Here is a 24,936-nt window from a genome sequence, read left to right as displayed (position 1 = left end):
ATTATCGGCCGTTGTTCTATGCTGCAACCGGACACAGCGACAGGGGGCAGCGGCGGGCGTGGCAACGCACGGGATGTATCGGCGGCGGGACGACCCGCGTGGGCGGATGGTGGCCGACATCACCAACGACCTGCGGCGCTACTCGGTCGACGCGCAGCACATCGGGCACGCGTTCGCCAACCTGCACGGGCTCAACCCGACCGACCTGCACGCCCTGATCGCGGTCATGGACGCCGAACTGCTCGGCGACCCGATCACCCCCGGCCGGCTCGGCGAGCAGCTCAACCTCTCCTCCGGGTCGGTGACCGCGCTGGTCGACCGGCTGGAACGCGCCGGGCACATCCGCCGTGACCGCGACACCGCCGACCGGCGCAAGGTGTTCCTGCACTACGCCGACCAGGGGGCCGCCCTGGCGATGAGCTTCTTCGGCCCGCTCGGCCGGCGTACCGACGAGGTGATGGCCCGGTTCACCGACGACGAACTGGCGGTCGTGCACCGGTTCCTGGCCACCATGGTCGCCTCGATGCGGGAGCACCGCGACGCGATGCGGGCCGCCCGCGCCGAACCGTCCCGCCGGCCGGTGGACTGAGCGCCGTGCCGGACCTGTCGCTCGCCCGCCTCGCCGCCGCCGTGCTGCGCCTGCCGGCCGTCGCCACCCACCGGGTCGACGTCACCCGGGGCATCGTGGTCCGGGCCCGCGACGGGGCACGGCTGCGTACCGACCACTACGCCCCCCGGCTGCCCGGCGCGCCGACCGTGCTGATCCGTACGCCGTACGGGCGGGGCGGGCCGATGCGGCTGCTCGGCCGGCTCGTCGCCGGTCGCGGCTTCCACCTGGTGATCCAGTCCTGCCGGGGCACCGACGGCTCCGACGGGCTGTTCGAACCGCTGGTGCACGAGCGCGACGACGGCCTGGACACCGTCGACTGGCTGCGCCGGCAACCCTGGTACACCGGCCGGTTCGGCATGTTCGGGGCCAGCTACCAGGGTTTCGTCCAGTGGGCACTGGCCGCCGACGCGGGGGAGGAACTGGCCGCGATGGTCGCCGTGGTCACCGCCTCGGCCACCCGCGACTCGACGTACGCGGGGGAGTCCTTCGCCCTGGACACGGTGCTCACCTGGGCCGAGCTGCTCCAGGCGCAGACCGTGCCGTGGCTGGCCCGGCAGTGGGAACTCAAGCGCGGGCAGCCCCGGCTGGCCGCCGCCCTGGCCCACCTGCCGCTGGCCGAGGCCGACCGGGTGGCGACCGGGGTGACCGTGCCGTTCTTCCAGGAGTGGCTGCGCCACCACACCCCGGACGCCGACTACTGGCGGACCCGGGTCTTCGGCGCGCGGATCGCCGAGGTGCGCGCCCCGGTGACGATGGTCAGCGGCTGGCAGGACATCTTCCTCCCCGCCCAGCTGGCCGACCACGCCGCGCTGCGGGCGGCGGGCGTGCCCACCCGGCTCACCGTCGGCCCGTGGACGCACGGCAGCCCCGGCCAGCTGGCCGAGGCGTTGCGGGAGGGGTTGGGCTGGCTCGACGCCCACCTGCACGGCCGGTCGCCGTCGCCGCGCGCCCCGGTGCGGGTGCACGTCGGCGGGGACGGCGGTGGCTGGCGGGACCTGCCCGAGTGGCCGCCGTCGGCCACCGGCGTCCCCTGGCACCTGCACGCCGGGGGCCGGCTCGACCCGCAGCCGCCGGCCGCGTCGGCCCCGGACACCATCCGGTACGACCCGGCCGACCCCACCCCGTCGCTGGGCGGCCCGCTGCTGGTGGCGCAGCGGGCCGGCCCGGTCGACAACCGTCCCGTCGAGGCCCGGCCCGACGTGCTGGTCTACACCGGCGCGGTGCTGACCGAGCCGGTCGAGGTGGTCGGCCCGGTGCACGCCGAGATCCACGTCCGCAGCGAACTGTCGTACCTGGACGTCTTCGTGCGGTTGTGTGACGTGGACCGGCGCGGCCGGTCCTGGAACGTCTGCGACGGCCTGGTCCGGGTCGCCCCCGGCCGGTTCCCGGTCGACCCGGGCGGGGTGACCCGGGTGCCGGTGCCGCTGTGGCCGGTGGCGCACCGCTTCGCCGCCGGGCACCGGCTACGGGTGCAGGTGTCCGGAGGTGCCCATCCCCGCTACGCGCGCAATCCCGGCACCGGGGAACCGCTCGGCGCGGCGATCACGCTCCGCGCTGGGGTGCGGGAGATCCTGCATGATCCATCGCATCCGTCGCGGCTCGTGCTGCCGGTGGTCCCAGCTGGCTCCCAGCTTCTACCTATCTGAAGACAACCCATTTCATCTGGGGTTTTCCCGGCAGTTGGGACTATCGTCGTCCGCAACGCTCGATGACGTGCACCAGTGGCCGGGCCCCGTCCTCCCCACCGACGTCGCCTACGTGGAGTCACGGCGGTTCCCGACCCTGGGTTGATGCCGAAGCAGCCGGCACCCGTTGGGCCGGCCGCGGAGAGGGGGCGTCATGACGACGGCTCCGGCCAATCTGCTGGCGGTCCGCCGGCTCCTACTCGACACCATCAAGGGGCTCGATCCCGCTGCGGTCGGGATCGTCGGTGATCCGGCCCACCGGGGCGGCTACCACTGCGGCTCCGACCGGGTGGTCACCAACGACTACTCCGTCGTGGAGTCGCCCCGGGACTCAGGCGGCCTCACCCTCTACGCCTCCGGGCTGGACGTGGGCACGTTCAGCGTCCGCGTCGGGGGTACCACCCACAACCTCCAGACGTTCTCCACCTGGTGCGTCGCCCAGTGCCGGGCGAACACGCCGGACAGCCGCGACCTACGGGAGATCATCTACTCGCCCGACGGCAAGGTCGTCCGGCGCTGGGACCGACTCGGCCGGCGCACTTCCGGCGACGATTCGCACCTGTGGCACACCCACCTCAGTTTCTTCCGCGACTCGACCAAGGCCGGACGGGACCAGACCCCGCTGTTCCGGCGCTACCTGACAGGCATCGGACTACTGAAGGACACGGACATGACACCCGAAGAGCACGCCTGGCTGGAAACCGTCCACAAGAACCTGACAGTCCTCGACGGCCGCAACCCGGTAGGTCAGATCTACACCCGGCTGGCGATGGGGGAGGACCACACCAACCCCGACTTCGTTGTCACGCACCCGACCCTTAAGTCGCTCGGCGCGCAACTGACCTCGTTGCAGACCGCGCTGACCGCCCTGGCCAACAAGGACTTCACCGACGAGCAGGCGATCGTCGCCGGGGTCCTGGCCGGGCTCACCCCGGAGAAGATCGCCGCCGCCATCCCACCCACCATCGCCAAGCAGGTCGCCGACGAGTTGGCCAAGCGCCTGGTGGCCTGACGGTGGACCCCGTGGGCGCCCCTTCCGCTCCGCCTCCTGCGGAAGGGGCGCCCACGGCTGCCGGCGGTCAGCCCGGGTCGGTCAGCCCCGGGCCCTGGCCCAGGTGAGGAAGCGGTCGGTCAGCTCCGGGCGTCGCCCGGGGTGGAGCTGGCCGAGCTGGTGATCGGCCTCGGTCATCAGGGCGGCGAGATAGACGAGCAGGGCGGTCCGGTCGTCCCGGTACTCGACCAGCAGCCCCAGCCGGGCCGGCTGGCAGGGCCACTCCGCGCCGCAGTTGCGGCAGCGCCAGAGGGGACGCATGGCGACGTGCGGGACCACCCGACGGGCCGTCATCGGGATCGCGCGACGCCGTGGGGTGTCGTCGTCCACACCGGTCACCGGTGACCCCCGCTCGGCCGGCGGGTTCGGTACCACCTGGTCCTGGCGGGCACGGGCTACCTCCTCGGGACTGGAGGGGCCGCCCCCAGGGAGAGGGGGCGGCCCGGCGGAGTCGGCCCGAGCCCCTCCGGCGTCGGGCAGGTCCGCCACAGGTGACAGTCTGGTGAGGGTGCCGTTACCGTCGGAAGGCATTCACGCTGCACCGCAGCGGGCGTGCAGCACCGTCGTCCTTCACGTACAGGAGTTGTGCAGATGGAGCCGCTGCCCATGCTGGAGCTGTTCGCCGGGGAGTTGCGTCGACTGCGGACGCGCGCGGGGTTGTCCCAGGAGGGGCTGGGCGAGTTGGTCAACTACTCGGCCTCGCTGGTCGCCGCCGTCGAACAGTGCCGTCGGCCGCCGCGCAAGGAGTTCGCCGAGCGCTGCGACACCGTGCTGGCAAGCGACGGCCTGTTGGCCCGGATCAGGGACGCCCAGGTGCGCGAGAGCCTGATGCCCTGGTTCCGTGAGTGGGTCACCATCGAGCAGCAGGCGACCGCGCTGTGCTCGTTCCAGCCGTTGGTGGTGCCCGGCCTGTTCCAGACCGAGGACTACGCCCGCGCGCTGCACGAGGGGGCGAGCCAACTCATCGGTGACGAGATGGAGCAGCAGGTCGCGGCGCGACTGGCCCGGCAGGAGATCCTGCACCGGGCGTCCCCGCCGCTGTTCGTGGCGGTGCTCGACCACACCGTGCTGGAACGCCCGGTCGGCGGGCCGAAGGTGATGCGGGAGCAGTTGCTGCACCTGCGGGAGATCGGCGGCCGGCCGCGGGTGCACCTGCACCTGGTGCCGAGGGACACCGGCGCCTACCCCGGGCTCAACGGCGCCTTCGTGATCGCCACGCCGCCGGAGGGCGAGGACGTCGCCTACCTCGACAACCAGCTACAGGGAACACTCGTCGAACGGACGGCGGACGTACAATCGCTGCGACGATGCTGGGAGTCGGTGCGCGCGGAGGCGCTGTCCCACGGGGCCACCGTCAAGCTGATCTCGGAGGCGGCAGACTCATGGACCTGACCGGCGCGATCTGGCACAAGAGCACCCGCAGCAGCGGCAACTCCGGTGACTGCGTGGAGGTGGCCGCCAACCTGCCAGGCGTCGTCGGCGTCCGCGACAGCAAGGACCGGTCCGGCCCGGTGCTCACCTTCGCGCCGACCGCCTGGCGGTCGTTCCTGCGCTACGCCAAGCGGCCCTGACCGGGGGCCACGCGCCCACCGGCGACGCGGCACCAACCGCAGCACGGTCGGCCGACGGGAGGTAACCCGGTCCGGGAACACCCGGCCGGGTTTCAGTGGATCCGGCAGCGGAGTCGACGGCTGCCGGAAGCGCTCGGTGGCGGCGGCCCCGGGCCGCCGCCACCGGCACGGAGACTTACAGCGGGCGGACGTTCTCCGCCTGCGGACCCTTCTGCCCCTGGGTCACATCGAACTCGACCTTCTGGGCCTCCTGCAGTTCCCGGTAGCCGCTGGTGGCGATCGCCGAGTAGTGAACGAAGACGTCGGGGCCCCCGCCGTCCTGCTCGATGAAGCCGAAGCCCTTTTCCGAGTTGAACCACTTGACCGTGCCGGTTGCCATGCATCTCTCCCTGTTTACAACGGGTGATCCCGCCGCTTCGGCGGACGATCGCCCTGTACTGCCCCGACAGTAGCCGGCCGAGGCGGTTTTTGCCGGCTGAAAAGCCGCAGGATGCGGACGGAAACTCGCAGGTCGCCGGAATGCCGCCCCGGCGGGAGGCCCGCTGCGGCACACTCGACCGGTGAACCGACCGTGCGTCGACGCGTTGACCGAGCTGGAACGCGAGATCGACGCGCCGGGCGGCGGGCTGGACCGGCTGCGGCTGGTACCCACCCCCTTCGTGCCCGAGGTGCGGCTGCACCTCGCCGAGGACGCGATCGTCTGGTGGGCCCGGATGGAGGCCAGCGCCGGGCACACCCTGCCCCCGCCGTTCTGGGCGTCGGCCTGGGCCGGTGGGCAGGCCCTCGCCCGCCACCTGCTCGACCATCCCGACCTCGCCGCCGGCCGCCGGGTGCTCGACCTGGCCGCCGGCTCCGGACTCGTCGCCATCGCCGCCGCCCTGGCCGGTGCCAGCCAGGTCGTCGCCAACGACGTCGATCCCTACGCGGTGGCGGCGGTGACCGTCAACGCGCGGGCCAACCGGGTCCACGTGCAGGCCAGCCACCAGGACCTGCTCGACGACGACGGCACCCAGGCCGACCTGCTGCTCGCCGGGGACGTCCTCTACGACCGGGACCTGGCCGTACGGGTGCTGCCGTACCTGCGGCGGGCCGCCGACGGCGGGGCGCAGGTGCTGGTCGGCGATCCGGACCGGGGACACCTGCCGCCGGACGTGCTGGAGGTGGTGGCCAGCTATCCGGTGCCGACCACCGAGCCCTCCGTCGACTCCCCGGTCCGCCGGGTCCAGGTGCTCCGACCCCGGTGAACCACTCCGCCGGAAAGCCCCGGGCCGCGCCGGCGCGCCACTCCCGGGGGGCCCACCGGAAAACTCGGGGAGTGATCAGGGTCGCGACCCGATGCGCCGGGACGCCCGAGGGTCGTAGCGTCATCCCGTGCCCGACGAACTGGCCCAGCTCGCAGACCTGCCGACCGCACTGTTGATGGCGGCGCTCGGGCTGGTGATGCTCGCCGACGCCGTACCCCTGCTCGGGGTGCTCGTCCCCGGCGACGTGGCGATCCTCGCGGCGGTGGGGGTGGGTCGGCCGGTCGCCGGCGTGGCCACCGTCGTCGCCGTGGTCGCCGGCTGCCTCACCGGCTGGTCCCTGAGCTTCCTCGCCGGGCGGATCTTCGGCGAGCGGCTGCGGCACAGCCGGGTCGGCGACTGGATCGGCGAGGGCCGCTGGTCGGCCGCCGAGCAACTGCTGCGCTCCGGCGGTGGGCGGATGGTGCTCGTCGCGCCCTTCCTGCCGGTGTTCAACACGCTGCTGCCGCTGGCGGCCGGCAGCCTGCGGATGTCGTACCGCCGGTTCGTCGTCTGCGCCGCGCTCGGCGCGGCGGCGTGGGCCGGCCTCTACCTGGCCCTGGGCACGGCGTCGCGGGCCCTGGCCGGGCTGCTGCCCGGCAATCCGCTGCTGGTCACCATGGCCGTCGGGCTGGTGCTGGCCGGCCTGGTGCTGCTCGGCACCCGGCGTCGGCTGCGCGCGGTGACAGGCGTCGGCCAGCCGGGCTGACCGACGCCTGACGGTCACCGACGGCGCGTCACCGGCTCACCAGCCGCGCGCCCGCCACTGGGGCAGCGACGCCCGTTCCGCGCCGAGGGTGCTGTCGGCGCCGTGCCCCGGGTAGAACCAGGTCTCGTCGGGCAGCCGGTCGAACAGCTTGTGCTCGACGTCGTCGATGAGCTGGCCGAACCGCTCCGGGTCCCGGTCGGTGTTGCCCACCCCGCCGGGGAACAGCGAATCGCCTGTGAACAGGTGCGGGGTGCCGGCCGGGTCGCGGTAGAGCAGCGCGATCGACCCCGGGGTGTGCCCCTTGACGTGGATCACCTCCAGCGTCTGGTCGCCGACCGCGACGGTGTCGCCGTCGGTCAGGGTCTGTGCCGCGATCGGCAGCCCCTCGGCGTCGTCGGCGTGCACCAGGGCGGACGCGCCGGTCGTGGCCACGACCTCCTCCAGGGCGACCCAGTGGTCCATGTGCCGGTGGGTGGTGACCACCGAGGTCAGCCCGGCGTCGCCGATCAGGTCGAGCAGCCGGGGCGCCTCGTTCGCGGCGTCGAGGAGCACCTGCGCGCCGGTGTCGCGGCAGCGCAGCAGGTAGGCGTTGTTGTCCATCGGGCCGACCGACACCTTGGTGACGGTGAGCCGGTCCAGTTCCCGCACGGCGGGTGGGCCGCCGGGGGTGACGTCTCCGGTGTAGCTCATGCGTGGTCTATATCCATTCCGGTGGGGTCGGCAGGGCACCGTCCGGGGTGACGGTCAGCCCGTCGCCGCTGCTGCGGCCGATCAACCAGGCGGCCAGCGCGGCGGAGGTGCCGGTGACCTGCGGGGCGTCCTGCGCGTCACCCAGCACCAGCTCCGGCCGGTTGCCGTCGGTGGGCCGCAGCACCAGCGCGGGCGCGTCGGGCCGTCCGGTGAGCCCACCGGCCACCTCGTGCAGCAGGTGCGGGGCGAACGCCGTCGGCCAGTCGGCCGGCCGATAGCCGGTGGCCAGGTCGACGTGGTGCACCTCCACCTCGCGCCACCGGGCCCAGACGACCAGGGCGGCCTGCCACGGGCCGCGTCGGGTCTGCACGGTGGCGCTCCACGCCGACGCCGGCATCGCGGCCACCGCCTCGGCGAACCGGTCGGTGCCGCGGCGCAGGTCGGCCAGCAGCTCGGCGGGCGGGCGGCCGGCGCCGGCGGCGATGTCGGCGTCGCGGGCGGCGGCGCTGGCGTACATCGGGATGTCCTCGCCGGTGCGGGCGGAGGTGAGCAGGTTGACGAGCCCGTCGGCGTTGCGGGCCAGGTGGGTCAGCACGTGGCCCCGGGACCAGCCGGGCAGCAGGCTGGGGGCGGCGACGGCCGCCGCGTCGAGCCCGGCCGCGGTGTCCAGTAGGCGGGCGGCCGAATCGGCCACCTCGCCTGTCAACAGCAGTGGATCCGTCGTCACGCCACGACCCTAACGGTCCGGGGGGCGTTGCGCCGCCGGGGAATTCGCTTTCGGCGCGTCGGTCGGCGGCCTACCGTCGGCCTGACACGGTACCGGGACGACGGACGGGGGTGGTGATCATGCCGGTCGCAGTACGCGTGTTGCGCCACGACCAGTTCCGACCCCGGTGAGGATGACATGACCATCGATCTGACCGCCCTCGGTCTCGACGCCGAACGGGCGGCGTACGCGCGGCGGCGTCCGGACCGTCGGCCCGGGCGGGTGGCCCGGGTCGACCGGGGGGTGTGCACCGTGCTCGGCGCGGACGGACCGGTCCGGGCCAGCCTGGGCCCGGCGGTGCTGGCCGCTGCCGCCCGTGACCTGACCGCTCTGCCGTGCGCCGGCGACTGGGTGCTGCTGGCCCGCTGGCCGGACGGCCCGGTGACAGTCGACGCGGTGCTGCCCCGGCGGACCGCGCTGGTCCGCCGTACCGTAGGCAAGGACGCCAGCGGCCAGGTGCTCGCCGCCAACCTCGACACCGCCGCGGTGATCGAGCCGGTGCACCCGGAACCGGACGCGGCCCGGATCGAACGGCTGCTCGCCCTGGCCCACGAGTCGGGGGCCACCCCGCTGGTGGTGCTCACCAAGGCCGACCTGGCCGCCGACCCGCAGGCGGTGGCCCGGCAGCTCGCCGCGGTCGCCCCCGGGGTGCCGGTGCTGCCGGTCAGCGCCGAGCGGGGCACCGGCCTGGCACCGTTGCGTCCGCTGGTCGCGGCGGGGCGCACGCTGGCCCTGCTCGGCCCGTCCGGGGCGGGCAAGTCGAGCCTGGTCAACGCCCTGGTCGGGGCGGAGGTCATGCCGACCCAGGCGATCCGGCGGGTCGACGGCAAGGGCCGGCACACCACCACCTGGCGGGCGCTGGTCCCGGTGCCCGGCGGCGGTGCGGTGCTGGACACCCCCGGGGTCCGGGCGGTCGGCCTGCTCGACGGGCACGCCGGGCTGGACCGGGCGTTCACCGACATCGCCGAGCTGGCCACCGGCTGCCGGTACGCCGACTGCGGGCACACTGCCGAGCCGGCGTGTGCGGTGCGCGAGGCGGTGGAGACCGGGGAACTGCCGGGCCGGCGCTTCGAGAGCTGGCGTCGGCTCCAGCGGGAGCTGGCGTACGAGAGCGGTCGCCGGCAGAGCCGGCTGGCGGCCGAGCGGCGGGGCGGCTGGCGGGGTGGCCGCCGGCGGCCGGCCCGGCCGACGACGCCGCCCCTGCCCGGCGGGTTCTGACCGTCCCGGTCCGGCCGGCCACGGCCGGTCGGACCGGGACGCGGGGCGCGTACGGCGGGTCGGCCGACCGGTGTGAGCTGGGGGAATGTTGGCGTGCGGGAAGTTGTCGTACCCCGGGGCTAGAGTTGCGCAGGCGTTCCTTCTGCGCCCGTAAAACCGCTCAGATCCCACTCGGAGCGGACAGATCCGCCTCATATTCTTCTTCCGGGAGCACCCGCACCGTGGCCGACCGTCTGATCATCCGTGGCGCGCGCGAGCACAACCTGCGTGACGTCAGTCTCGACCTGCCCCGGGACGCCCTCATCGTCTTCACCGGGCTGTCCGGCTCCGGCAAGTCGAGCCTGGCCTTCGACACCATCTTCGCCGAGGGGCAGCGCCGCTACGTCGAGTCACTGTCGTCGTACGCGCGGCAGTTCCTCGGCCAGATGGACAAACCCGACGTCGACTTCATCGAGGGCCTGAGCCCCGCCGTCTCCATCGACCAGAAGTCCACCTCGCGCAACCCGCGTTCCACCGTCGGCACCATCACCGAGGTCTACGACTACCTGCGGCTGCTCTTCGCCCGCATCGGCGAGCCGCACTGCCCGGTCTGTGGCGAGCGGATCTCCCGGCAGAGCCCGCAGCAGATCGTCGACCGGGTCCTCGCGATGGCCGAGGGCACCCGGTTCATGGTGCTCGCCCCGGTGGTCCGGGGCCGCAAGGGCGAGTACGTCGACCTCTTCGCCGAACTCCAGGCCAAGGGCTACGCCCGCGCCCGGGTCGACGGGGTGGTGCACCCGCTGACCGAGCCGCCGAAGCTCAAGAAGCAGGAGAAGCACACCATCGAGGTGGTGATCGACCGGCTCAGCGTCAAGCCCACCGCCAAGCAGCGGCTGACCGACTCGGTCGAGGCCGCGCTCGGCCTCTCCGACGGCCTGGTGCTGCTCGACTTCGTCGACCTGCCGGAGAACGACCCGGCCCGGGAGCGCCGCTACTCCGAGCACCTGGCCTGCCCCAACGACCACCCGTTGGCGATCGAGGACCTGGAACCCCGGGTGTTCTCGTTCAACGCGCCCTACGGAGCCTGCCCGGAGTGCACCGGCCTGGGCACCAAGAAGGAGGTCGACCCGGAGTTGGTCGTCCCCGACCCGGAGCGCACCCTGCGTGAGGGCGCGCTGCAACCCTGGGCCACCGGGCACAACCTGGAATACTTCCTGCGCCTGCTGGAGGCGCTGGGCGAGAGCCAGCACTTCGACGTCGACACCCCGTGGCGGGCGCTGCCGGCCCGGGCCCAGAAGATCATTCTGCACGGCTCCGACGACCAGGTGCACGTGCGCTACCGCAACAAGTACGGCCGTGAGCGTTCCTACTACACCGGCTTCGAGGGCGTGGTGCAGTGGATCGAGCGCCGGCACACCGACACCGAGAGCGAGTGGTCGCGCGACAAGTACGAGGGCTACATGCGCGACGTGCCCTGCGCGGCCTGCGGCGGCACCCGGCTCAAGCCCGAGGTGCTGGCGGTCACCATCGCCGGCAAGAGCATCGCCGAGGTGTGCAACCTGTCGGTGGGCGAGGCGGCCGAGCTGCTGGCCGGCATCGCGCTGACCGACAGGCAGAAGATGATCGCCGAGCGGGTGCTCAAGGAGATCAACGCCCGGCTGCGGTTCCTGCTCGACGTCGGCCTGGACTACCTCTCCCTGGACCGGCCGGCAGGCACCCTGTCCGGTGGCGAGGCGCAGCGCATCCGGCTGGCCACCCAGATCGGCTCCGGCCTGGTCGGCGTGCTCTACGTGCTCGACGAGCCGTCGATCGGCCTGCACCAGCGGGACAACCACCGGCTGATCGAGACCCTGTTGCGGCTGCGCGGCCTGGGCAACACACTGATCGTCGTCGAGCACGACGAGGACACCATCCGGGTGGCCGACTGGATCGTCGACATCGGCCCCGGCGCGGGCGAGCACGGCGGCCGGATCGTGCACAGCGGTTCGGTGCCGGCGCTGCTGGACAATCCCGAGTCGGTGACCGGGGCGTACCTGTCGGGCCGGCGGGAGATCCCGACGCCGCAGCAGCGTCGGCCGCAGACGCCGGGGCGGGAACTGGTGGTGCACGGGGCGCGCGAGCACAACCTGCGCAACCTCACCGTGCCGTTCCCGCTGGGCCAGCTCATCGCGGTCACCGGGGTCTCCGGCTCGGGCAAGTCGACGCTTGTCAACGACATCCTGTACGCGGTGCTGGCCAACCAGATCAACGGCGCGCGGCTGGTGCCCGGTCGGCACACCCGGGTCTCCGGGCTGGAGCACGTCGACAAGGTGGTCGGCGTCGACCAGTCGCCGATCGGCCGTACCCCGCGCTCCAACCCGGCCACCTACACCGGGGTCTGGGACCACGTCCGCAAGCTGTTCGCCGAGACCACCGAGGCCAAGGTCCGGGGGTACGGCCCGGGCCGGTTCTCGTTCAACGTCAAGGGCGGCCGCTGCGAGGCGTGCTCCGGCGACGGCACCATCAAGATCGAGATGAACTTCCTGCCGGACGTCTACGTCCCGTGCGAGGTGTGCAAGGGCGCCCGGTACAACCGGGAGACCCTGGAGGTGCACTACAAGGGCAAGACCGTCTCCGACGTGCTGGAGATGCCGATCGAGGAGGCGGCCGAGTTCTTCTCCGCCATCCCGGCCATCCACCGGCACCTGCGTACGCTGAACGACGTGGGCCTGGGCTACGTCCGGCTGGGCCAGCCCGCGCCGACGCTGTCCGGCGGTGAGGCGCAGCGGGTCAAGCTGGCCTCCGAGTTGCAGAAGCGCTCCACCGGCCGCACGGTCTACGTGCTCGACGAGCCCACCACCGGCCTGCACTTCGAGGACATCCGCAAGCTGCTGATGGTGCTGGAGGGGTTGGTCGACAAGGGCAACACGGTGATCACCATCGAGCACAACCTCGACGTGATCAAGACGGCCGACTGGCTGATCGACATGGGCCCCGAGGGCGGGCACCGGGGCGGCACCGTGCTCGCCACCGGCACCCCGGAAGAGGTCGCCGAGGTCGCCGAGAGCCACACCGGCCAGTTCCTGCGTTCGGTGCTCAAGCTCGACGGGCAGGCCCGGGGCGCGAAGGCGGCGGTGACCCGGGCGGCCCGGGCCAACGGCTCGACGCCGAAGGCGCGTACCCGCAAGGTGCCGGCCGGGGCCCGCTGACCCGGCGGGGCCGGCCCACGCCGGGCGTCGCCGGGCCCGCCCGGGTGCCGGCGACGTGTGGTGGGCCCGGTCGGTGGCGGGTGGGCCGCTCCGCAGGGGCGTCACCGGGTGGCCGGGGTGAACCGTCGGGCACAGTGGTGCGTGTGCTCCAGTGAGCCGCGCGGGTCGACGACCGGCGGCAGCAGTCGAGAGAAAGGCCGGAGATGACAGACGACCAGGTGCCGACCGGGCCCGGTACGCAGACCCGACGTGCCCTGCTGGCCGGGGCCGGCGCGGTGGGGGCGGCGGTCCTCCTGACCGCCTGCGGCGACGACTCCGGTGACGAACCGGCCAGCCCGGCCACCGGCGGACCGGCCGCGACCACCGGCGGGTCCGGTGCCGCCGCGATCGCCAGGACCGGCGACATCCCGGTCGGCGGCGGGCAGGTCTACGCCGCGCAGGGCGTGGTGATCACCCAGCCGACGGCGGGGCAGTTCAAGGGGTTCGACCCGATCTGCACCCACCAGGGCTGCCCGGTGTCGAACGTCGACGGCGGGACGATCAACTGCACCTGCCACAACAGCAAGTTCGCCATCACCGACGGCGCGGTCAAGCAGGGTCCGGCGACCCAGCCGCTCGCCGCCAAGGAACTCAAGGTCGACGGCGACCAGATTTCGCTGGCCTGACCGCTGCCGGCCGGCCCGGAGGTCACCCTCCGGGCCGGCCGGGCGGGTTCACTGCGCGTAGACCGCCAGCTCCCAGATCGAGTAGCCGTACGTGGTGGCTCGGGTCACCCCGTGCATCCGGACGTACCGGGCGGTCGTGGTGGGGAAGGCGGCCACGTCGGTGCCGCCGTCGCCGGCCGTGGTCGACCAGACCGTCCGCCACGTCGACCCGTCGGTCGACACCTCGATCCGGTACGACCGGGCGTACGCCGACTCCCAGGCCAGCGTCACCCGGCCCACCTGGCGGGCCGACCCGAGGTCGACGCTCAGCCACTGGTCGTCGGCCCAACTGCTCGCCCAGCGGGTGCCGAGGTCGGAGTCGACGGCCTTGGCCGCCCCGAAGAACAGCTCGCTGCCGGACGCGGTCGCCGTCCGCCCGGCGGCCAGGTTGGTCAGGTCGTCACCCCGCCGCGACGGGAACGACACCACCTGCTGGAAGGTGGGCCGGTTCTGCCAGGCGATGGTGGCGTGCTTGATCCCGCCCAGCGGCGACTGGACGATCGCGTCCGCGCACCACTGGTCACCGGCGGCGCAGCTCGCGTCGCCGGGGTACACCTGGGCCGCCGGGGTGGCCGCCGCCGTCCGCAACGTGTCCAGCAGCACCTGCCGGCAGCCGGCCAGGTTCCCCGCGCCGCAGAAGCCCCGGCCCAGCCCGCCGCGCACCGGGTCGCCGAGCACCGCGCGCAGGTCCTTGTCGACGTAGCCCCACCAGCCGTACTGGAAGGACGAGCCCTTGTGCGCCTGGGCCTCGTTGGCCGAGGTCGGCAGGTTGGACCTGTCGCCCTGCTGGTGCCCGGACGGGGACTCGTTGATCTGGATCGCGTTGATCAGCGACTGGTAGAGGTCCGGGCCGAGCTGGTCGCGGAACATCCCCCGGACCAGCAGCGGCCACCAGGCGTCGAAGGTGCGGATCGCGTCGGCGTGCCGGTAGACCTTCGACCCCTTCGCCGTCTCCACCCGCAGCGCGCCGTCCTGCCGCCACGCCCTGAGCCGGCTGATCTCGCTGGCCAGCGTGGCGTCGGCGACGGGCTGGCTCTCCAGCACCCGGATCAGCTCGTCGAGCACCTCGGCCCCGCGCAGGTCGGTCACGCCGGCCTGCTCCACCAGCGCGGTCAGCGAGCCCCGGTCGAACTTCCGGCCGGCGGCCAGGCCCGCCTTGAGCGGGCGGTCCAGCAGGTCGGCCCGGTGCACCGCGCCGAAGCTGTAGTTGCCGTCCGCGCCGCCGAAGTCCTTGGCCTGCTTGTTGTTCCAGCTGACGTAGTAGTCCTGGTTGACCGACCGGGGATGGGCGGCCAGCGGGGCGTAGCCTGCGGTGTTCGTCGCCGGGTCGAAGCCCTGCCACTCGTAGGCCGGCTCGGCCTTCATCGGCAGATTCGGGTTGGACCCGGCGGCTCGCACCGGGTTCAGCCCGGAGTTGAAGTACGCCGACTCGGTGGAGTTGACGTAGAACCAGTTGAACGCGTACTCGACGTTGTTGGCCGAGGCGACGAAGGCGTCCGCCGAACCCATCTGGGTCGGGTCGTTGAACATCTGGAAGCCGATCGCCGAGTCGGCCTCGTGCCGGTAGGTGGAGCGCAGCTGGGTGAACGCGTGCGGTTTGCCGCCGACGGTGCCCCGCCAGGAGACCAGGCCGAGCTTCGTCCGCCAGGCCACCAGCTTGTACGAGCCCTTGGCGGTGCCGTCGGCGAGGGTCGGGCTCCACTTGTTGACGTGCGCAAGTTGCTCCATCGCCACGCACTGCCCCCGGTAGAGGTAGTGGTCGGCGGCGAGGGTGGGGGCGCTGCCGTCGGTGGTGCACAGCGGCACCGCGTAGGTGTCGGTGATGTCGTGGATCGACGAGGTGGCGCTCCACGCGTAGTCCTGGCCCCGCCCGAGCAGCACGTAGAGGTTGAGACCGGCGAACGCCGCGCCCCGGGCGCTGATCCCCGGGCCCTGCAACTCCTGCACCATCAGCAGTTGCGGGGAGAAGTAGCCGGTCTGCGGGCCGAAGACCGCGACCGGGTGCCCGGTGGCCGAGTTCGCCGCCGAGACCACCGCCGCGTTGGACATGCCCCGGTGCGCCGGGCTGATGGTCAGCCCGGACAGCGCGGCGGCCAGCTCACCGGACGCGCCGACGCCTGTGGTACGGGCCGGGGCGGCGGTGCTGCCGGCGGAGCCGGTCGGGTCGGTGAAGATCGGCTCGACCCGGGCCGAGCCGGCGTCGGGCAGCGCCACGCTCGCCGCGTCCGGGGAGGCGTCGCCGTACGGGAAGCTCTGCCCGTCGTGCAGGGTCAGCACGGTCTCCGGGTCGTTCTGGTTGCGGAACGCCGTCCACACCCTGTCGCCCTCGGTGGTGCCGTACTTGGCGCGGGCGGCGATGCGGACCAGCGCGGACTGCATCTCGGTCCCGCCCCCGCCACCGAACAGTCCGCCCACCACGCCGGCGATGGCGATCAGGTCGGTGAGCTGGAACGGCTCCGGGCCGCCGGCGTTGGTGACCGCGTCCAGGTGGCCGGTGAGCACGTACTCGCCGGGGCAGTTGCGGGCACCCATGCAGACGCCGATGTAGGCGTTGATGCCGGCGATGTACTCCTGCACGTCGGCGTAGAGTTGCTGGCCGCGCGGCCCCTTCGTGCGCAGCGCCTCGACCTGCGCCTGGAGGTCCGCCTCGGTGTACGGCGAGTTGCGCCAGACGCTCTGCTCCAGCGCCCGGTTGCCGGGTGCGCCCCCGGCGAACGAGGTGAGGGTGCCCCGGCCCACGTGCCGCAGCAGGTCCATGGTGAACAGTCGGTCCTCGGCCCCGGCGTAGCCCGCGCCGTACATGGTGCCGCCCCGGGTGGTGCCGGTGACGTGCGGCACCCCGGTGGCCTTGTCCCGCAGGATGCGCACGTCGGAGCGGGGCGAGTAGTCGCGTTCGACCTGCCCCTGCGGCACCCCGAAGGAGGCGTCGTCGAAGAACGAGCCGATCTGTTCCTCGCGTAGCCCGGCGTAGCCGTAGACCAGGTCGGCGTACCGGTCGAGCTGGTCGGCGGAGTGCCGGGGCAGGGTGCCGAGGGTCTGGTTGCCCAGCACCTCGACGAGGGTGGCGTTGCCGTTCTGGCCGGGCGGCAGGATGTCGCCGCACTCGCCGAGGCAGTAGTCATCGGGGGCGAACGCGGCACGCGGCGGGGCGGCTCCGGCGGGTGCGGCGGGTGTCGCGGTGAGCAGGGCGGCGACGCTGATGCCGGCGGTCAGACCGGCGAGCAGGCGGCGGACGGTGGGGGGACGGGGCATGGCGATCCTCCGATGAGGATGGGGGTCTTTTACGTGAATAACATTCGGTTACCGGATGGTAATCTCCGTTCGTCGATATCGGAAGACGTCCATCGACCGGCGCGTCCGCCGGTCCCGCCGCTCCAGATTGGACCGCTCGATGAAGGTCGTCCGTCTGCTCGCGTCCGCGACGCTGCTCGCGGTCGCGCTCACCCCGTCCGGGCCGGCCGCCGCCTCGGCCGCCCCCGCCGGGACCGCCGCCGCCCCCACCTCGGGCGCGTTCTCCGTGCTCACCTACAACGTCGCCGGCCTGCCCGACATCCTGTCCAGCGGCGACCCGGCGACGAACACCCGGCCGATCGGCGAACGGCTCGGCGGGTACGACATCGTGCACGTGCAGGAGGACTTCAACTACCACGCCGACCTGTACGCCACCGACCGGCACCCGTACCGGACGCCGACCAGTGGGGGCGTGCCGTTCGGCAGCGGCCTCAACACGCTGTCGAACCACCCGTACAGCGACTTCGCCCGGGTGAAGTGGAACTCCTGCAACGGCACCGACTGCCTCACCCCGAAGGGCTTCACCGCCAGCCGCATCCGGCTCGCCGAGGGCGTCTTCGTCGACTTCTACAACGCCCACCCGAACGCCGGCACCACCGACGCCGACCTGGCCGCCCGGCGGTCCAACCTCAACCAGCTCTCCGCGTACGTGGCCGCCAACTCGGCCGGCAACGCGGTGGTGTTGATGGGCGACCTGAACGTCCGCTACACCCGTACCGGTGACAACATCCGCGACCTGGTGGCGGCCAACGGGCTCACCGACGTCTGGGTGCAGCAGGAACGGGCCGGCCAGCCGCCGGCCGCCGGTGACCCGGCCCTGGTCTGCGACGAGGCGAACGTGACCGACTCCTGCGAGGTGGTCGACAAGATCCTCTACCGGGGCAACCGGCTGGTCCGGCTCGCCCTGAACCGCTACCACAACGAGCACGCCCGGTTCCTCACCCCGGCCGGCGGACCGCTGTCCGACCACTACCCGCACGCCGCCTGGTTCGACTGGACCCTCGCCCCCGACCTGCGGGCCAGCGACACCTGGGGCGGCCCGCACGGCACGCCGTTCACCGACGCCGACCGGGCCGGCCCGGCGGTGACCCGGGTCACCCTGCGCGGCGGCTCCCGGCTCGACGCCGTCGGCGTCGACCTCGCCGACGGCAGCCAACTGCGCCACGGCGGCACCGGCGGGACCGAGACCGGCCTCACCCTGGCCCCCGGCGAGCGGATCACCCGGGTCACCCTGAGCCAGGGGCAGAAGGACGGCCGGACCCGGATCTTCTCGGCCCGACTCGACACCGACCAGGGGCGCACCCTCACCGCCGGCACGCCCACCTCCGCGGCGGTCACCTTCACCGCGCCGGAGGGCGGTCGGCTGGCCGGATTCTTCGGCCGCAGCGGCAGCGAGGTCGACCAGCTCGGCGTGATCTGGACTGTCGGGGGCAACGGATAGTCTCGGTGCCGTGGCTGATCCCTCGACCTACCGCCCCGCGACCGGCACGATCCCCGAGTCCCCCGGGGTCTACCGGTTCCGCGACGGCACCGGCCGGGTGATCTACGTCGGCAAGGCCAAGAACCTGCGCAGCAGGCTCAACTCCTACTTCGCCGACCCCTGGGGGCTACACGACCGCACCCGGCAGATGGTCACCACGGCCGAGTCGGTCGACTGGGTCACCGTCGGCACCGAGGTCGAGGCGCTCCAGCTCGAATACACCTGGATCAAGCAGTACGACCCCCGGTTCAACGTCAGGTACCGCGACGACAAGTCGTATCCCTACCTGGCGGTCACCCTCGACGAGGAATACCCGCGGCTGCAGGTCATGCGGGGCGCGAAGCGTAAGGGCGTGCGGTACTTCGGGCCGTACTCGCACGCCTGGGCGATTCGCGAGACGCTCGACCTGCTGCTGCGGGTCTTCCCCGCCCGCACCTGCTCCGCCGGGGTGTTCAAGCGGGCCGGGCAGGTCGGCCGCCCCTGCCTGCTCGGCTACATCGGCAAGTGCTCCGCGCCCTGCGTCGGCACCGTCTCCGCCGAGGCGCACCGGGGGATCGTCGACAACTTCTGCGAGTTCATGGCCGGCCGCACCGACACCATGGTGCGTCGCCTCGAACGCGAGATGGCCGAGGCCAGCGAGCAGTTGGAGTTCGAGCGGGCGGCCCGGCTGCGCGACGACGTGGCCGCCCTGCGCCGGGCCATGGAGAAGCAGACCGTGGTGCTCGGCGACGGCACCGACGCCGACGTGGTCGCCTTCGCCGACGACCCCCTCGAAGCCGCCGTGCAGGTCTTCCACGTCCGCGACGGCCGGGTACGCGGCCAGCGCGGCTGGGTGGTGGAGAAGACCGAGGAGCTGACCACAGGCGACCTGGTGCACCACTTCTGCACCCAGGTCTACGGCGGCGAGCAGGGCGAGGCGGACGTCCCCCGGGAACTGCTCGTCCCCGAGCTGCCCGCCGACGCCGAGGCGCTCGCCGACTGGCTCAGCACCCGGCGGGGCAGCCGGGTGTCGCTGCGGGTGCCCCAGCGCGGTGACAAGAAGACCCTGCTGGAAACGGTGGGCCGCAACGCGAAGGACGCGCTGGCCCGGCACAAGCTCAAGCGGGCCGGCGACCTGACCACCCGGGGCAAGGCGCTCGACGAGATCAGCGAGGCGCTCGGCATGCGGACCTCGCCGCTGCGCATCGAGTGCTTCGACGTCTCCCAGATCCAGGGCACCGACGTGGTGGCCAGCATGGTCGTCTTCGAGGACGGGCTGCCCCGCAAGAGCGAGTACCGCCGGTTCATCGTCCGGGGCGCCACCGACGACCTGTCGGCGATGTCCGAGGTGCTGCGTCGCCGCTTCGCCCGCTACCTCGACGCCCGCGCCGAGACCGGCGAACTGGGCGAGGAGACCGCGTCCGACCCCGACCGCCCGGGCATCGACCCGAACACCGGCCGACCGCGTAGGTTCGCGTACCCGCCGCAGCTCGTGGTCGTCGACGGCGGTGCCCCGCAGGTGGCGGCGGCGGCCCAGGCGCTGGCCGAGCTAGGCATCGACGACGTGGCACTGTGCGGGCTGGCCAAGCGGCTGGAGGAGGTCTGGCTCCCCGACGACGACTACCCGGTCATCCTGCCGCGCACCTCCGAGGGGCTCTATCTGCTGCAACGCGTCCGGGACGAGGCGCACCGGTTCGCCATCACCTTCCACCGGCAGCGGCGTTCCAAGCGGATGACCGAATCGGCCCTGGACACCGTCCCCGGGCTGGGCGAGGTACGCCGCAAGGCGCTGCTGCGGCACTTCGGCTCGCTCAAACGGCTCTCCGCCGCCACCGTGGAGGAGATCGTCGAGGTGCCCGGGGTGGGCCGGCGCACCGCCGAGGCGATCCTCGCCGCCCTCGACGGCGACACCGCCCCCACCCCGACCGACTGACCCCGTCGCCCCGGCCCCGGCCTGACCGGGCCCGTTGAGACTGGCGTGATCAACTCGACTGGGGCGAAGTTGCGGTATCCGGGGGTGGGGATGGTCCAACATCGGCCCACGCGAGTGGATCAACGGGGGTGGGGCCGCGAGCGGGCCGGTCAGGGGTGGGCCGGGGGGTGATGTTGCGGCATCCGGGGACGGGGAAAGCGCAACATCGGCCCACGGGAGTGGATCACGGAGGGCCGGGTCAGGGCTGGTCGGCGAGGACGGCGAGGATGGACTCGCCGTACTTGGCCAGCTTGTTCTCGCCCACACCGCTGATCCTCGACAGCTCGGCCAGCGACGTGGGGGCGTCGGTGGCGATCTGCCGCAGCGTCGCGTCGTGGAAGATCACGTACGCGGGCACGCCCTGTTCCTTGGCGGTGGCTGCCCGCCAGGCCCGCAGCCGCTCGAACAGCGACCCGGCCGCCGGGGACAGCTCGGCGACCACGGTGGCCGCGCCGCGTGGCTTCGCCGACCGGGTCGAGGCGACCTTCTCCGGCTCCCGGCGCATGGTCACCGTGCGGCGGCGGCCCAGCACCTCCGCGCTGGCCTCGGTCAGCGCCAGGGTGCCGTAGTCGCCCTCGACCGCCAACAGCCCCTCGGCGAGCAGCTGCCGGACCACCCCGCGCCACTCCGCCTCGCGCAGCTCGGTGCCGATGCCGAAGGTGCTCAGCGCGTCGTGGCCGTACTGGCTGATCTTGTCGTTCTGCTTGCCGAGCAGGATGTCGACGCAGTGCCCGGCCCCGAAGCGCTGGTTGCGTTCCCGGTCGAGCCGGTAGACGGTGGACAGCAGCTTCTGTGCGGCCACCGTGCCGTCCCAGGTCTCCGGCGGGGTCAGGCAGGTGTCGCAGTTGCCGCAGTCGGCCGTACCGGACTGGCCGAAGTATTCGAGCAGCTGCACCCGGCGGCATCGGACCGTCTCGCAGAGCGCCAGCATGGCGTCCAGGTGGGTGGCGAGGTTACGCCGGTGGGGGAGGTCGCCGTCCGACGTCTCGATCATCTTGCGTTGCTGCACCACGTCCTGGAGGCCATAGGCGAGCCAGGCGGTCGACGGCAACCCGTCCCGGCCGGCGCGACCGGTCTCCTGGTAGTAGCCCTCCACCGACTTGGGCAGGTCGAGGTGGGCCACGAACCGGACGTCCGGCTTGTCGATGCCCATCCCGAAGGCGATCGTGGCGACCATGACCAGGCCGTCCTCGCGCAGGAAACGCTGCTGGTTGGCGGCGCGGGTGCCCGCGTCGAGGCCGGCGTGGTAGGGCAGCGCGGCGATCCCGTTGGCGACCAGGAACTCGGCGGTCTTGTCCACCGAGGCGCGGGACAGGCAGTAGACGATGCCGGCGTCGCCCGGGTGCTCGTCGCGCAGCAGGGCCAGCAGCTGCTTGCGCGGCTCCTTCTTGGGCACGATCCGGTACTGGATGTTGGGCCGGTCGAAGCTCGCCACGAAGTGCTTCGCCCCGGTGAGCTGGAGCCGGGTGGCGATCTCGGCCCGGGTGGCGCTGGTGGCGGTCGCGGTCAGCGCGATCCGGGGCACCGCCGGCCAGCGTTCGTGCAGCATCGACAGGGCCAGGTAGTCGGGGCGGAAGTCGTGCCCCCACTGGGACACGCAGTGCGCCTCGTCGATGGCGAACAGGCCGATCCGCCCCCGGTCGAGCAGGTGCTGCACGCCCCGGGTGCCCAACGCCTCCGGGGCGAGGTAGAGCAGGTCCAGTTCCCCTGCGACGAACGCCTGCTCGACCGCGCGCCGGGCCGCGTAGTCCTGGGTGGAGTTGAGGAAGCCGGCGCGGACGCCGACCGCCGTCAGCGCGTCGACCTGGTCCTGCATGAGGGCGATCAGCGGGGAGACGACCACCGCGACGCCGTCGCGGACCAGCGCCGGGACCTGGTAGCACAGTGACTTGCCGCCACCTGTGGGCATCAGCACCAGCGCGTCCCCGCCGGCCACCACGTGGTCGATGACCTCCTGCTGGAAGCCCCGGAAGGCGTCGTAGCCGAAGACCCGGCGGAGCACGTCGAGGGCGTCGGAGGCACGCAGCCCGGTGGGGGAGACCATCCGGGGAGTCTACGGACCCGCCCCGACACCGCCGTCCACGACGCCCCCGTCGCCGATCCTTCCCCGGACGGCGGCAGGTACCGCCCCGACGTCACCGGCGTCGATCCGCTGCGGTTGGATGGCCCGATGGCGGTACGCATCGACATCGACGCGCTCCGGGACGCGGCCGGAACCGACGTCTGCGCAGCGGCGGACGAACTGACGGTCGCCGGCCAGCCGGCGGAGATCGACCCGGTCGGCGGCGGGGTGGCCGGGGTGATCCGCGAGGCGGGACAGCCGCCGTACGAGGTCTGGGTGGGGGTCACGGCGGACGGCTTCACCGCCGAGTGCGACTGCGCCGCCGGCACCGACCTGTGCGCGCACGCGGTGGCCCTGACCGCCGCCGCCCTGGCCGACGGCTTCGCGTGGTCCTCGACGGCCACCCCGCAGTCGGGCGCACCGGTCGACCCCCGGGTCGCGGAGCTGACCGTGCTCGCGCGTGCCCTGCCCGCACGCCGGCTGGCGGCGCTGGTCGCCGAGTGGGCGGCCACGGACCCGGTGTGGGAGAGCACGCTGCGGGCGCAGGCCGGCCACTCCGCCACCGCCGTGCACGACGACAGCTAGGCGACCGGGCCGCCCACCGCCGGGGCATGGAGGTGGCGACATGCGTCTGCCGTGCGCCGGGTGGTGCTCCGGACGCTCGTCACATGCCGGGCCGGACCCGGCGGTCAACCCGCCGCCGGGCGTGCCGGGATCGACGTCGCCCGCCGGGATAGAGTCGTCGACTGACCCTGTGCGGTACGCGGCCCCCCGGGGGCCCGCCGCCACGAAGCGGGAGTGGTGGGATGGTCGAGGCGCGGACAACCGGCGGGTACGTCGAGGGCGGCACGGCGGAGTCGGACACCACGCTGGTGGTCGTCACCGGTCTGTCCGGCGGTGGCCGCAGCACCGTCGCCCGCGCCCTGGAGAACGTCGGCTACTACGTGGTGGACAACCTGCCACAGGCGCTGATGCTGGACATGGCCGAGCTGGCGATGAAGGCCGGCGGGGCGGCCCGGCGTACCGCGATGGTGCTCGACGTCCGGTCGCGGGCCTTCTCCACCGACCTGGCCGGGGCGATCCGGGAGCTGAAGGAGCGCGGCTTCTCGCCCCGGGTGGTCTTCGTCGACGCCGACGACGAGGTGCTGATCCGGCGGTTCGAGAGCGTCCGCCGGTCGCACCCGTTGCAGGGTGAGGGGCGGCTGGCCGACGGGATCGCCGTCGAGCGGGCGCTGCTGGAGGAGGCCCGGGACCAGGCCGATGTGATCATCGACACCAGCCACCTCAACGTCAACCAGCTCCGTCGCCGGGTCGAGGAGCTGTTCGGCGGGGAGGACGCCCGTCGGCTGCGGCTCACCGTGCTCTCCTTCGGCTTCAAGTACGGCCTGCCGCCGGACGCCGATTTCGTGCTCGACGCCCGGTTCCTGCCGAATCCGTACTGGGTGCCCGAGCTGCGGGAGCACACCGGGCGGGAGGCGGCGGTCAGCGCGTACGTGCTCGGCCAGGAGGGCGCGGACGCCTTCGTCGCCTCGTACGCCGAGCTGGTCAACGCCACCACCGCCGGGTTCGAGCGGGAGGGCAAGCGGTACCTGACGGTCGCCGTCGGCTGCACCGGCGGCAAGCACCGCAGCGTGGCGATCGCCGAGGAGTTGGCCGAGCGGCTGCGCCAGTCGGGGCTGGCCGCCAACGCGCAACACCGGGACCTGGGGCGAGAATGACGGCGACGTCGGTGGTCGCCTTCGGCGGGGGACACGGCCTGTCCGCCTCGTTGCGGGCGCTGCGGCACTGCGCCGGGGAACTCGAACTGGACATCACCGCCGTGGTGACCGTCGGCGACGACGGCGGCTCCAGCGGCCGGCTGCGCGCCGAACGCGGCGGTCTGCCCCCGGGGGACCTGCGGCAGGCCCTGGTGGCGCTGGCCGGGGACCATCCGGCCACCCGCCGCAGCGCCGGGCTGTTCCAGCACCGGTTCGCCGGCGGCCCCCGTGACGGGCTGGCCGGTCACGCCGTGGGCAACCTGGTGCTCTGCGGCCTGATGGAGCAGCTCGGCGACCCGGTGGCCGCGCTCGCGCACGCCGGGGCGATGCTCGGCGCGGTTGGTCGGGTGCTGCCGATGTCCGCCCAGCCGGTGGACATCGAGGCCCGGGTCCGCGGGACGGACCCGACCCGGCCCGACGAGGTACGCACCGTGCGCGGCCAGCACCAGGTGGCGGTGACCATCGGCACGGTGGAGTCGCTGCGGATCACCCCGGACGCCCCGGTGGCCTGCGCGGAGGCGGTGGCCGCGGTCGGCGGGGCGGACTGGCTGATCTTCGGGCCGGGGAGCTGGTACACCAGCGTCCTGCCGCACCTGCTGGTGCCGGGGCTGGCCGAGGCGATCGTGACCAGCCCGGCCCGGCGGCTGGTCACCCTCAACCTGGCCGCCGAGCAGGAGACCCTGGGGCTCTCGGTGGCCGACCACCTGACCGCCCTGCGCTGGTACCTTCCGCAGCTCACGGTGGACTACGTGGTGGCCGACTCCAAGGCGGTGGGTGATCCCGAGCCGGTCGGGCGTGCGGCAGAATCGCTTGGTGCCCGGTTGGTCCTCGCCCCGGTCGCCGTCGACGACGGCACACCCCGTCACGATCCGGCCGCCCTGGCTGCGGCACTGGTGCCTGTCCTGGGCGCCGATCGTTAAGCACGTACGTAATCACCGGCGACA

The 24,936-nt window shown here is 73.0% G+C and carries 21 protein-coding genes; 15 read left to right on the top strand and 6 right to left on the bottom strand.

Features of this window, described 5'->3' with window-relative positions:
* Positions 1-73 precede the first annotated feature (73 nt).
* The 3 genes from Q2K16_RS10535 to Q2K16_RS10525 all read left to right on the top strand — a co-directional run bounded on the left by Q2K16_RS10535 (position 74) and on the right by Q2K16_RS10525 (position 3,307).
* Positions 74-589 carry a MarR family winged helix-turn-helix transcriptional regulator gene (locus tag Q2K16_RS10535; RefSeq protein ID WP_302746430.1) on the top strand — a complete coding sequence of 172 codons (516 nt, stop codon included), beginning with the start codon at positions 74-76 and terminating at the stop codon, positions 587-589.
* Positions 590-594: 5 nt separating this feature from the next.
* Positions 595-2,256 (top strand): CocE/NonD family hydrolase, encoded by a 1,662-nt coding sequence (locus tag Q2K16_RS10530; protein WP_302745063.1) that lies wholly within the window; start codon positions 595-597, stop codon positions 2,254-2,256.
* A gap of 193 nt (positions 2,257-2,449) precedes the next feature.
* Positions 2,450-3,307, top strand: a complete 858-nt coding sequence (locus tag Q2K16_RS10525) for a hypothetical protein (RefSeq protein ID WP_302745061.1) — start codon at positions 2,450-2,452, stop codon at positions 3,305-3,307.
* Positions 3,308-3,388: 81 nt separating this feature from the next.
* Here the strand turns inward: Q2K16_RS10525 and Q2K16_RS10520 are convergent, their stop codons facing one another.
* Positions 3,389-3,685, bottom strand: a complete 297-nt coding sequence (locus Q2K16_RS10520; RefSeq protein ID WP_245854716.1) for a flavin reductase — start codon at positions 3,683-3,685, stop codon at positions 3,389-3,391.
* Positions 3,686-3,937: 252 nt separating this feature from the next.
* Here Q2K16_RS10520 and Q2K16_RS10515 point away from each other — a divergent pair, with 252 nt between their 5' ends.
* Positions 3,938-4,738, top strand: coding sequence for a helix-turn-helix domain-containing protein (locus Q2K16_RS10515; protein ID WP_302745058.1), 801 nt, complete (start codon positions 3,938-3,940; stop codon positions 4,736-4,738).
* Entirely contained in the window at positions 4,729-4,917 is a 189-nt protein-coding gene (locus Q2K16_RS10510) for a DUF397 domain-containing protein (protein ID WP_302745057.1), read from the top strand. Before Q2K16_RS10515 ends, Q2K16_RS10510 begins: the two co-directional genes overlap by 10 nt.
* Positions 4,918-5,092: 175 nt before the next feature.
* On the opposite strand, the gene Q2K16_RS10505 is transcribed toward Q2K16_RS10510, so the two are convergent.
* The gene (locus Q2K16_RS10505; RefSeq protein WP_067314937.1) at positions 5,093-5,296 is read right to left on the bottom strand and encodes a cold-shock protein; all 204 of its coding nucleotides are present in this window, start codon (positions 5,294-5,296) and stop codon (positions 5,093-5,095) included.
* Between the two features lie 181 nt (positions 5,297-5,477).
* Here Q2K16_RS10505 and Q2K16_RS10500 point away from each other — a divergent pair, with 181 nt between their 5' ends.
* Positions 5,478-6,161 (top strand): class I SAM-dependent methyltransferase, encoded by a 684-nt coding sequence (locus Q2K16_RS10500; protein WP_302745056.1) that lies wholly within the window; start codon positions 5,478-5,480, stop codon positions 6,159-6,161.
* Between the two features lie 127 nt (positions 6,162-6,288).
* On the top strand, positions 6,289-6,906 hold the full coding sequence (locus tag Q2K16_RS10495; protein WP_302745055.1) for a DedA family protein: 618 nt from the start codon (positions 6,289-6,291) through the stop codon (positions 6,904-6,906).
* A gap of 36 nt (positions 6,907-6,942) precedes the next feature.
* Here the strand turns inward: Q2K16_RS10495 and Q2K16_RS10490 are convergent, their stop codons facing one another.
* Both Q2K16_RS10490 and Q2K16_RS10485 read right to left on the bottom strand, forming a co-directional pair.
* Positions 6,943-7,596, bottom strand: a complete 654-nt coding sequence (locus Q2K16_RS10490; RefSeq protein ID WP_302745054.1) for an MBL fold metallo-hydrolase — start codon at positions 7,594-7,596, stop codon at positions 6,943-6,945.
* 7 nt (positions 7,597-7,603) lie between these two features.
* On the bottom strand, positions 7,604-8,323 hold the full coding sequence (locus tag Q2K16_RS10485) for a maleylpyruvate isomerase family mycothiol-dependent enzyme (RefSeq protein ID WP_302745053.1): 720 nt from the start codon (positions 8,321-8,323) through the stop codon (positions 7,604-7,606).
* A gap of 177 nt (positions 8,324-8,500) precedes the next feature.
* Between Q2K16_RS10485 and rsgA the strand changes: the two genes are divergently transcribed.
* The 3 genes from rsgA (at position 8,501) to Q2K16_RS10470 (ending at position 13,412) form a co-directional block, all read left to right on the top strand.
* Entirely contained in the window at positions 8,501-9,580 is a 1,080-nt protein-coding gene (gene rsgA, locus Q2K16_RS10480; RefSeq protein ID WP_302745052.1) for a ribosome small subunit-dependent GTPase A, read from the top strand.
* A gap of 221 nt (positions 9,581-9,801) precedes the next feature.
* On the top strand, positions 9,802-12,747 hold the full coding sequence (gene uvrA / locus Q2K16_RS10475; protein WP_302745050.1) for an excinuclease ABC subunit UvrA: 2,946 nt from the start codon (positions 9,802-9,804) through the stop codon (positions 12,745-12,747).
* Between the two features lie 203 nt (positions 12,748-12,950).
* Positions 12,951-13,412 carry a Rieske (2Fe-2S) protein gene (locus Q2K16_RS10470; RefSeq protein WP_302745048.1) on the top strand — a complete coding sequence of 154 codons (462 nt, stop codon included), beginning with the start codon at positions 12,951-12,953 and terminating at the stop codon, positions 13,410-13,412.
* Between the two features lie 48 nt (positions 13,413-13,460).
* Here Q2K16_RS10470 and Q2K16_RS10465 read toward each other — a convergent pair whose 3' ends face one another.
* On the bottom strand, positions 13,461-16,703 hold the full coding sequence (locus Q2K16_RS10465; protein ID WP_302745046.1) for a penicillin acylase family protein: 3,243 nt from the start codon (positions 16,701-16,703) through the stop codon (positions 13,461-13,463).
* Between the two features lie 139 nt (positions 16,704-16,842).
* Between Q2K16_RS10465 and Q2K16_RS10460 the strand changes: the two genes are divergently transcribed.
* Both Q2K16_RS10460 and uvrC read left to right on the top strand, forming a co-directional pair.
* Positions 16,843-18,183: a jacalin-like lectin gene (locus Q2K16_RS10460; RefSeq protein ID WP_302745045.1), complete on the top strand. Its 1,341-nt coding sequence runs from the start codon at positions 16,843-16,845 to the stop codon at positions 18,181-18,183.
* A gap of 10 nt (positions 18,184-18,193) precedes the next feature.
* Entirely contained in the window at positions 18,194-20,134 is a 1,941-nt protein-coding gene (gene uvrC / locus Q2K16_RS10455; RefSeq protein WP_302745044.1) for an excinuclease ABC subunit UvrC, read from the top strand.
* Between the two features lie 238 nt (positions 20,135-20,372).
* Here the strand turns inward: uvrC and recQ are convergent, their stop codons facing one another.
* Positions 20,373-22,217: a DNA helicase RecQ gene (recQ, locus tag Q2K16_RS10450; RefSeq protein ID WP_302745043.1), complete on the bottom strand. Its 1,845-nt coding sequence runs from the start codon at positions 22,215-22,217 to the stop codon at positions 20,373-20,375.
* A 126-nt stretch (positions 22,218-22,343) separates the two neighbouring features.
* Between recQ and Q2K16_RS10445 the strand changes: the two genes are divergently transcribed.
* From Q2K16_RS10445 to Q2K16_RS10435, 3 genes are all read left to right on the top strand, one after another.
* The gene (locus Q2K16_RS10445) at positions 22,344-22,820 is read left to right on the top strand and encodes a hypothetical protein (RefSeq protein WP_302745042.1); all 477 of its coding nucleotides are present in this window, start codon (positions 22,344-22,346) and stop codon (positions 22,818-22,820) included.
* Between the two features lie 221 nt (positions 22,821-23,041).
* A complete protein-coding gene (gene rapZ / locus Q2K16_RS10440) occupies positions 23,042-23,953 on the top strand; it encodes an RNase adapter RapZ (RefSeq protein ID WP_302745040.1) in 912 nt (303 codons plus the stop codon).
* On the top strand, positions 23,950-24,912 hold the full coding sequence (locus Q2K16_RS10435; protein WP_302745038.1) for a gluconeogenesis factor YvcK family protein: 963 nt from the start codon (positions 23,950-23,952) through the stop codon (positions 24,910-24,912). Before rapZ ends, Q2K16_RS10435 begins: the two co-directional genes overlap by 4 nt.
* Positions 24,913-24,936 lie beyond the last annotated feature (24 nt).

Origin of the sequence: Micromonospora cynarisoli, assembly GCF_030518815.1 — a bacterium.
GTDB classification, from domain to species: domain Bacteria; phylum Actinomycetota; class Actinomycetes; order Mycobacteriales; family Micromonosporaceae; genus Micromonospora; species Micromonospora wenchangensis.
The sequence above is the reverse complement of the archived record's forward strand: the minus strand, read 5'-3'. Positions and strand labels throughout refer to the sequence as shown.

Excerpts from the sequence above, each read along its gene's own strand:
- Q2K16_RS10435 (WP_302745038.1), top strand. The coding sequence starts at position 23,950 with ATGACGGCGACGTCGGTGGTCGCCTTCGGCGGGGGACACGGCCTGTCC.
- Q2K16_RS10460 (WP_302745045.1), top strand. The coding sequence starts at position 16,843 with ATGAAGGTCGTCCGTCTGCTCGCGTCCGCGACGCTGCTCGCGGTCGCG.
- recQ (WP_302745043.1), bottom strand. The coding sequence starts at position 22,217 with ATGGTCTCCCCCACCGGGCTGCGTGCCTCCGACGCCCTCGACGTGCTC.
- Q2K16_RS10465 (WP_302745046.1), bottom strand. The coding sequence starts at position 16,703 with ATGCCCCGTCCCCCCACCGTCCGCCGCCTGCTCGCCGGTCTGACCGCC.
- rsgA (WP_302745052.1), top strand. The coding sequence starts at position 8,501 with ATGACCATCGATCTGACCGCCCTCGGTCTCGACGCCGAACGGGCGGCG.
- Q2K16_RS10445 (WP_302745042.1), top strand. The coding sequence starts at position 22,344 with ATGGCGGTACGCATCGACATCGACGCGCTCCGGGACGCGGCCGGAACC.
- rapZ (WP_302745040.1), top strand. The coding sequence starts at position 23,042 with ATGGTCGAGGCGCGGACAACCGGCGGGTACGTCGAGGGCGGCACGGCG.
- Q2K16_RS10510 (WP_302745057.1), top strand. The coding sequence starts at position 4,729 with ATGGACCTGACCGGCGCGATCTGGCACAAGAGCACCCGCAGCAGCGGC.
- Q2K16_RS10535 (WP_302746430.1), top strand. The coding sequence starts at position 74 with ATGTATCGGCGGCGGGACGACCCGCGTGGGCGGATGGTGGCCGACATC.
- Q2K16_RS10505 (WP_067314937.1), bottom strand. The coding sequence starts at position 5,296 with ATGGCAACCGGCACGGTCAAGTGGTTCAACTCGGAAAAGGGCTTCGGC.
- Q2K16_RS10525 (WP_302745061.1), top strand. The coding sequence starts at position 2,450 with ATGACGACGGCTCCGGCCAATCTGCTGGCGGTCCGCCGGCTCCTACTC.
- Q2K16_RS10515 (WP_302745058.1), top strand. The coding sequence starts at position 3,938 with ATGGAGCCGCTGCCCATGCTGGAGCTGTTCGCCGGGGAGTTGCGTCGA.
- Q2K16_RS10490 (WP_302745054.1), bottom strand. The coding sequence starts at position 7,596 with ATGAGCTACACCGGAGACGTCACCCCCGGCGGCCCACCCGCCGTGCGG.
- Q2K16_RS10470 (WP_302745048.1), top strand. The coding sequence starts at position 12,951 with ATGACAGACGACCAGGTGCCGACCGGGCCCGGTACGCAGACCCGACGT.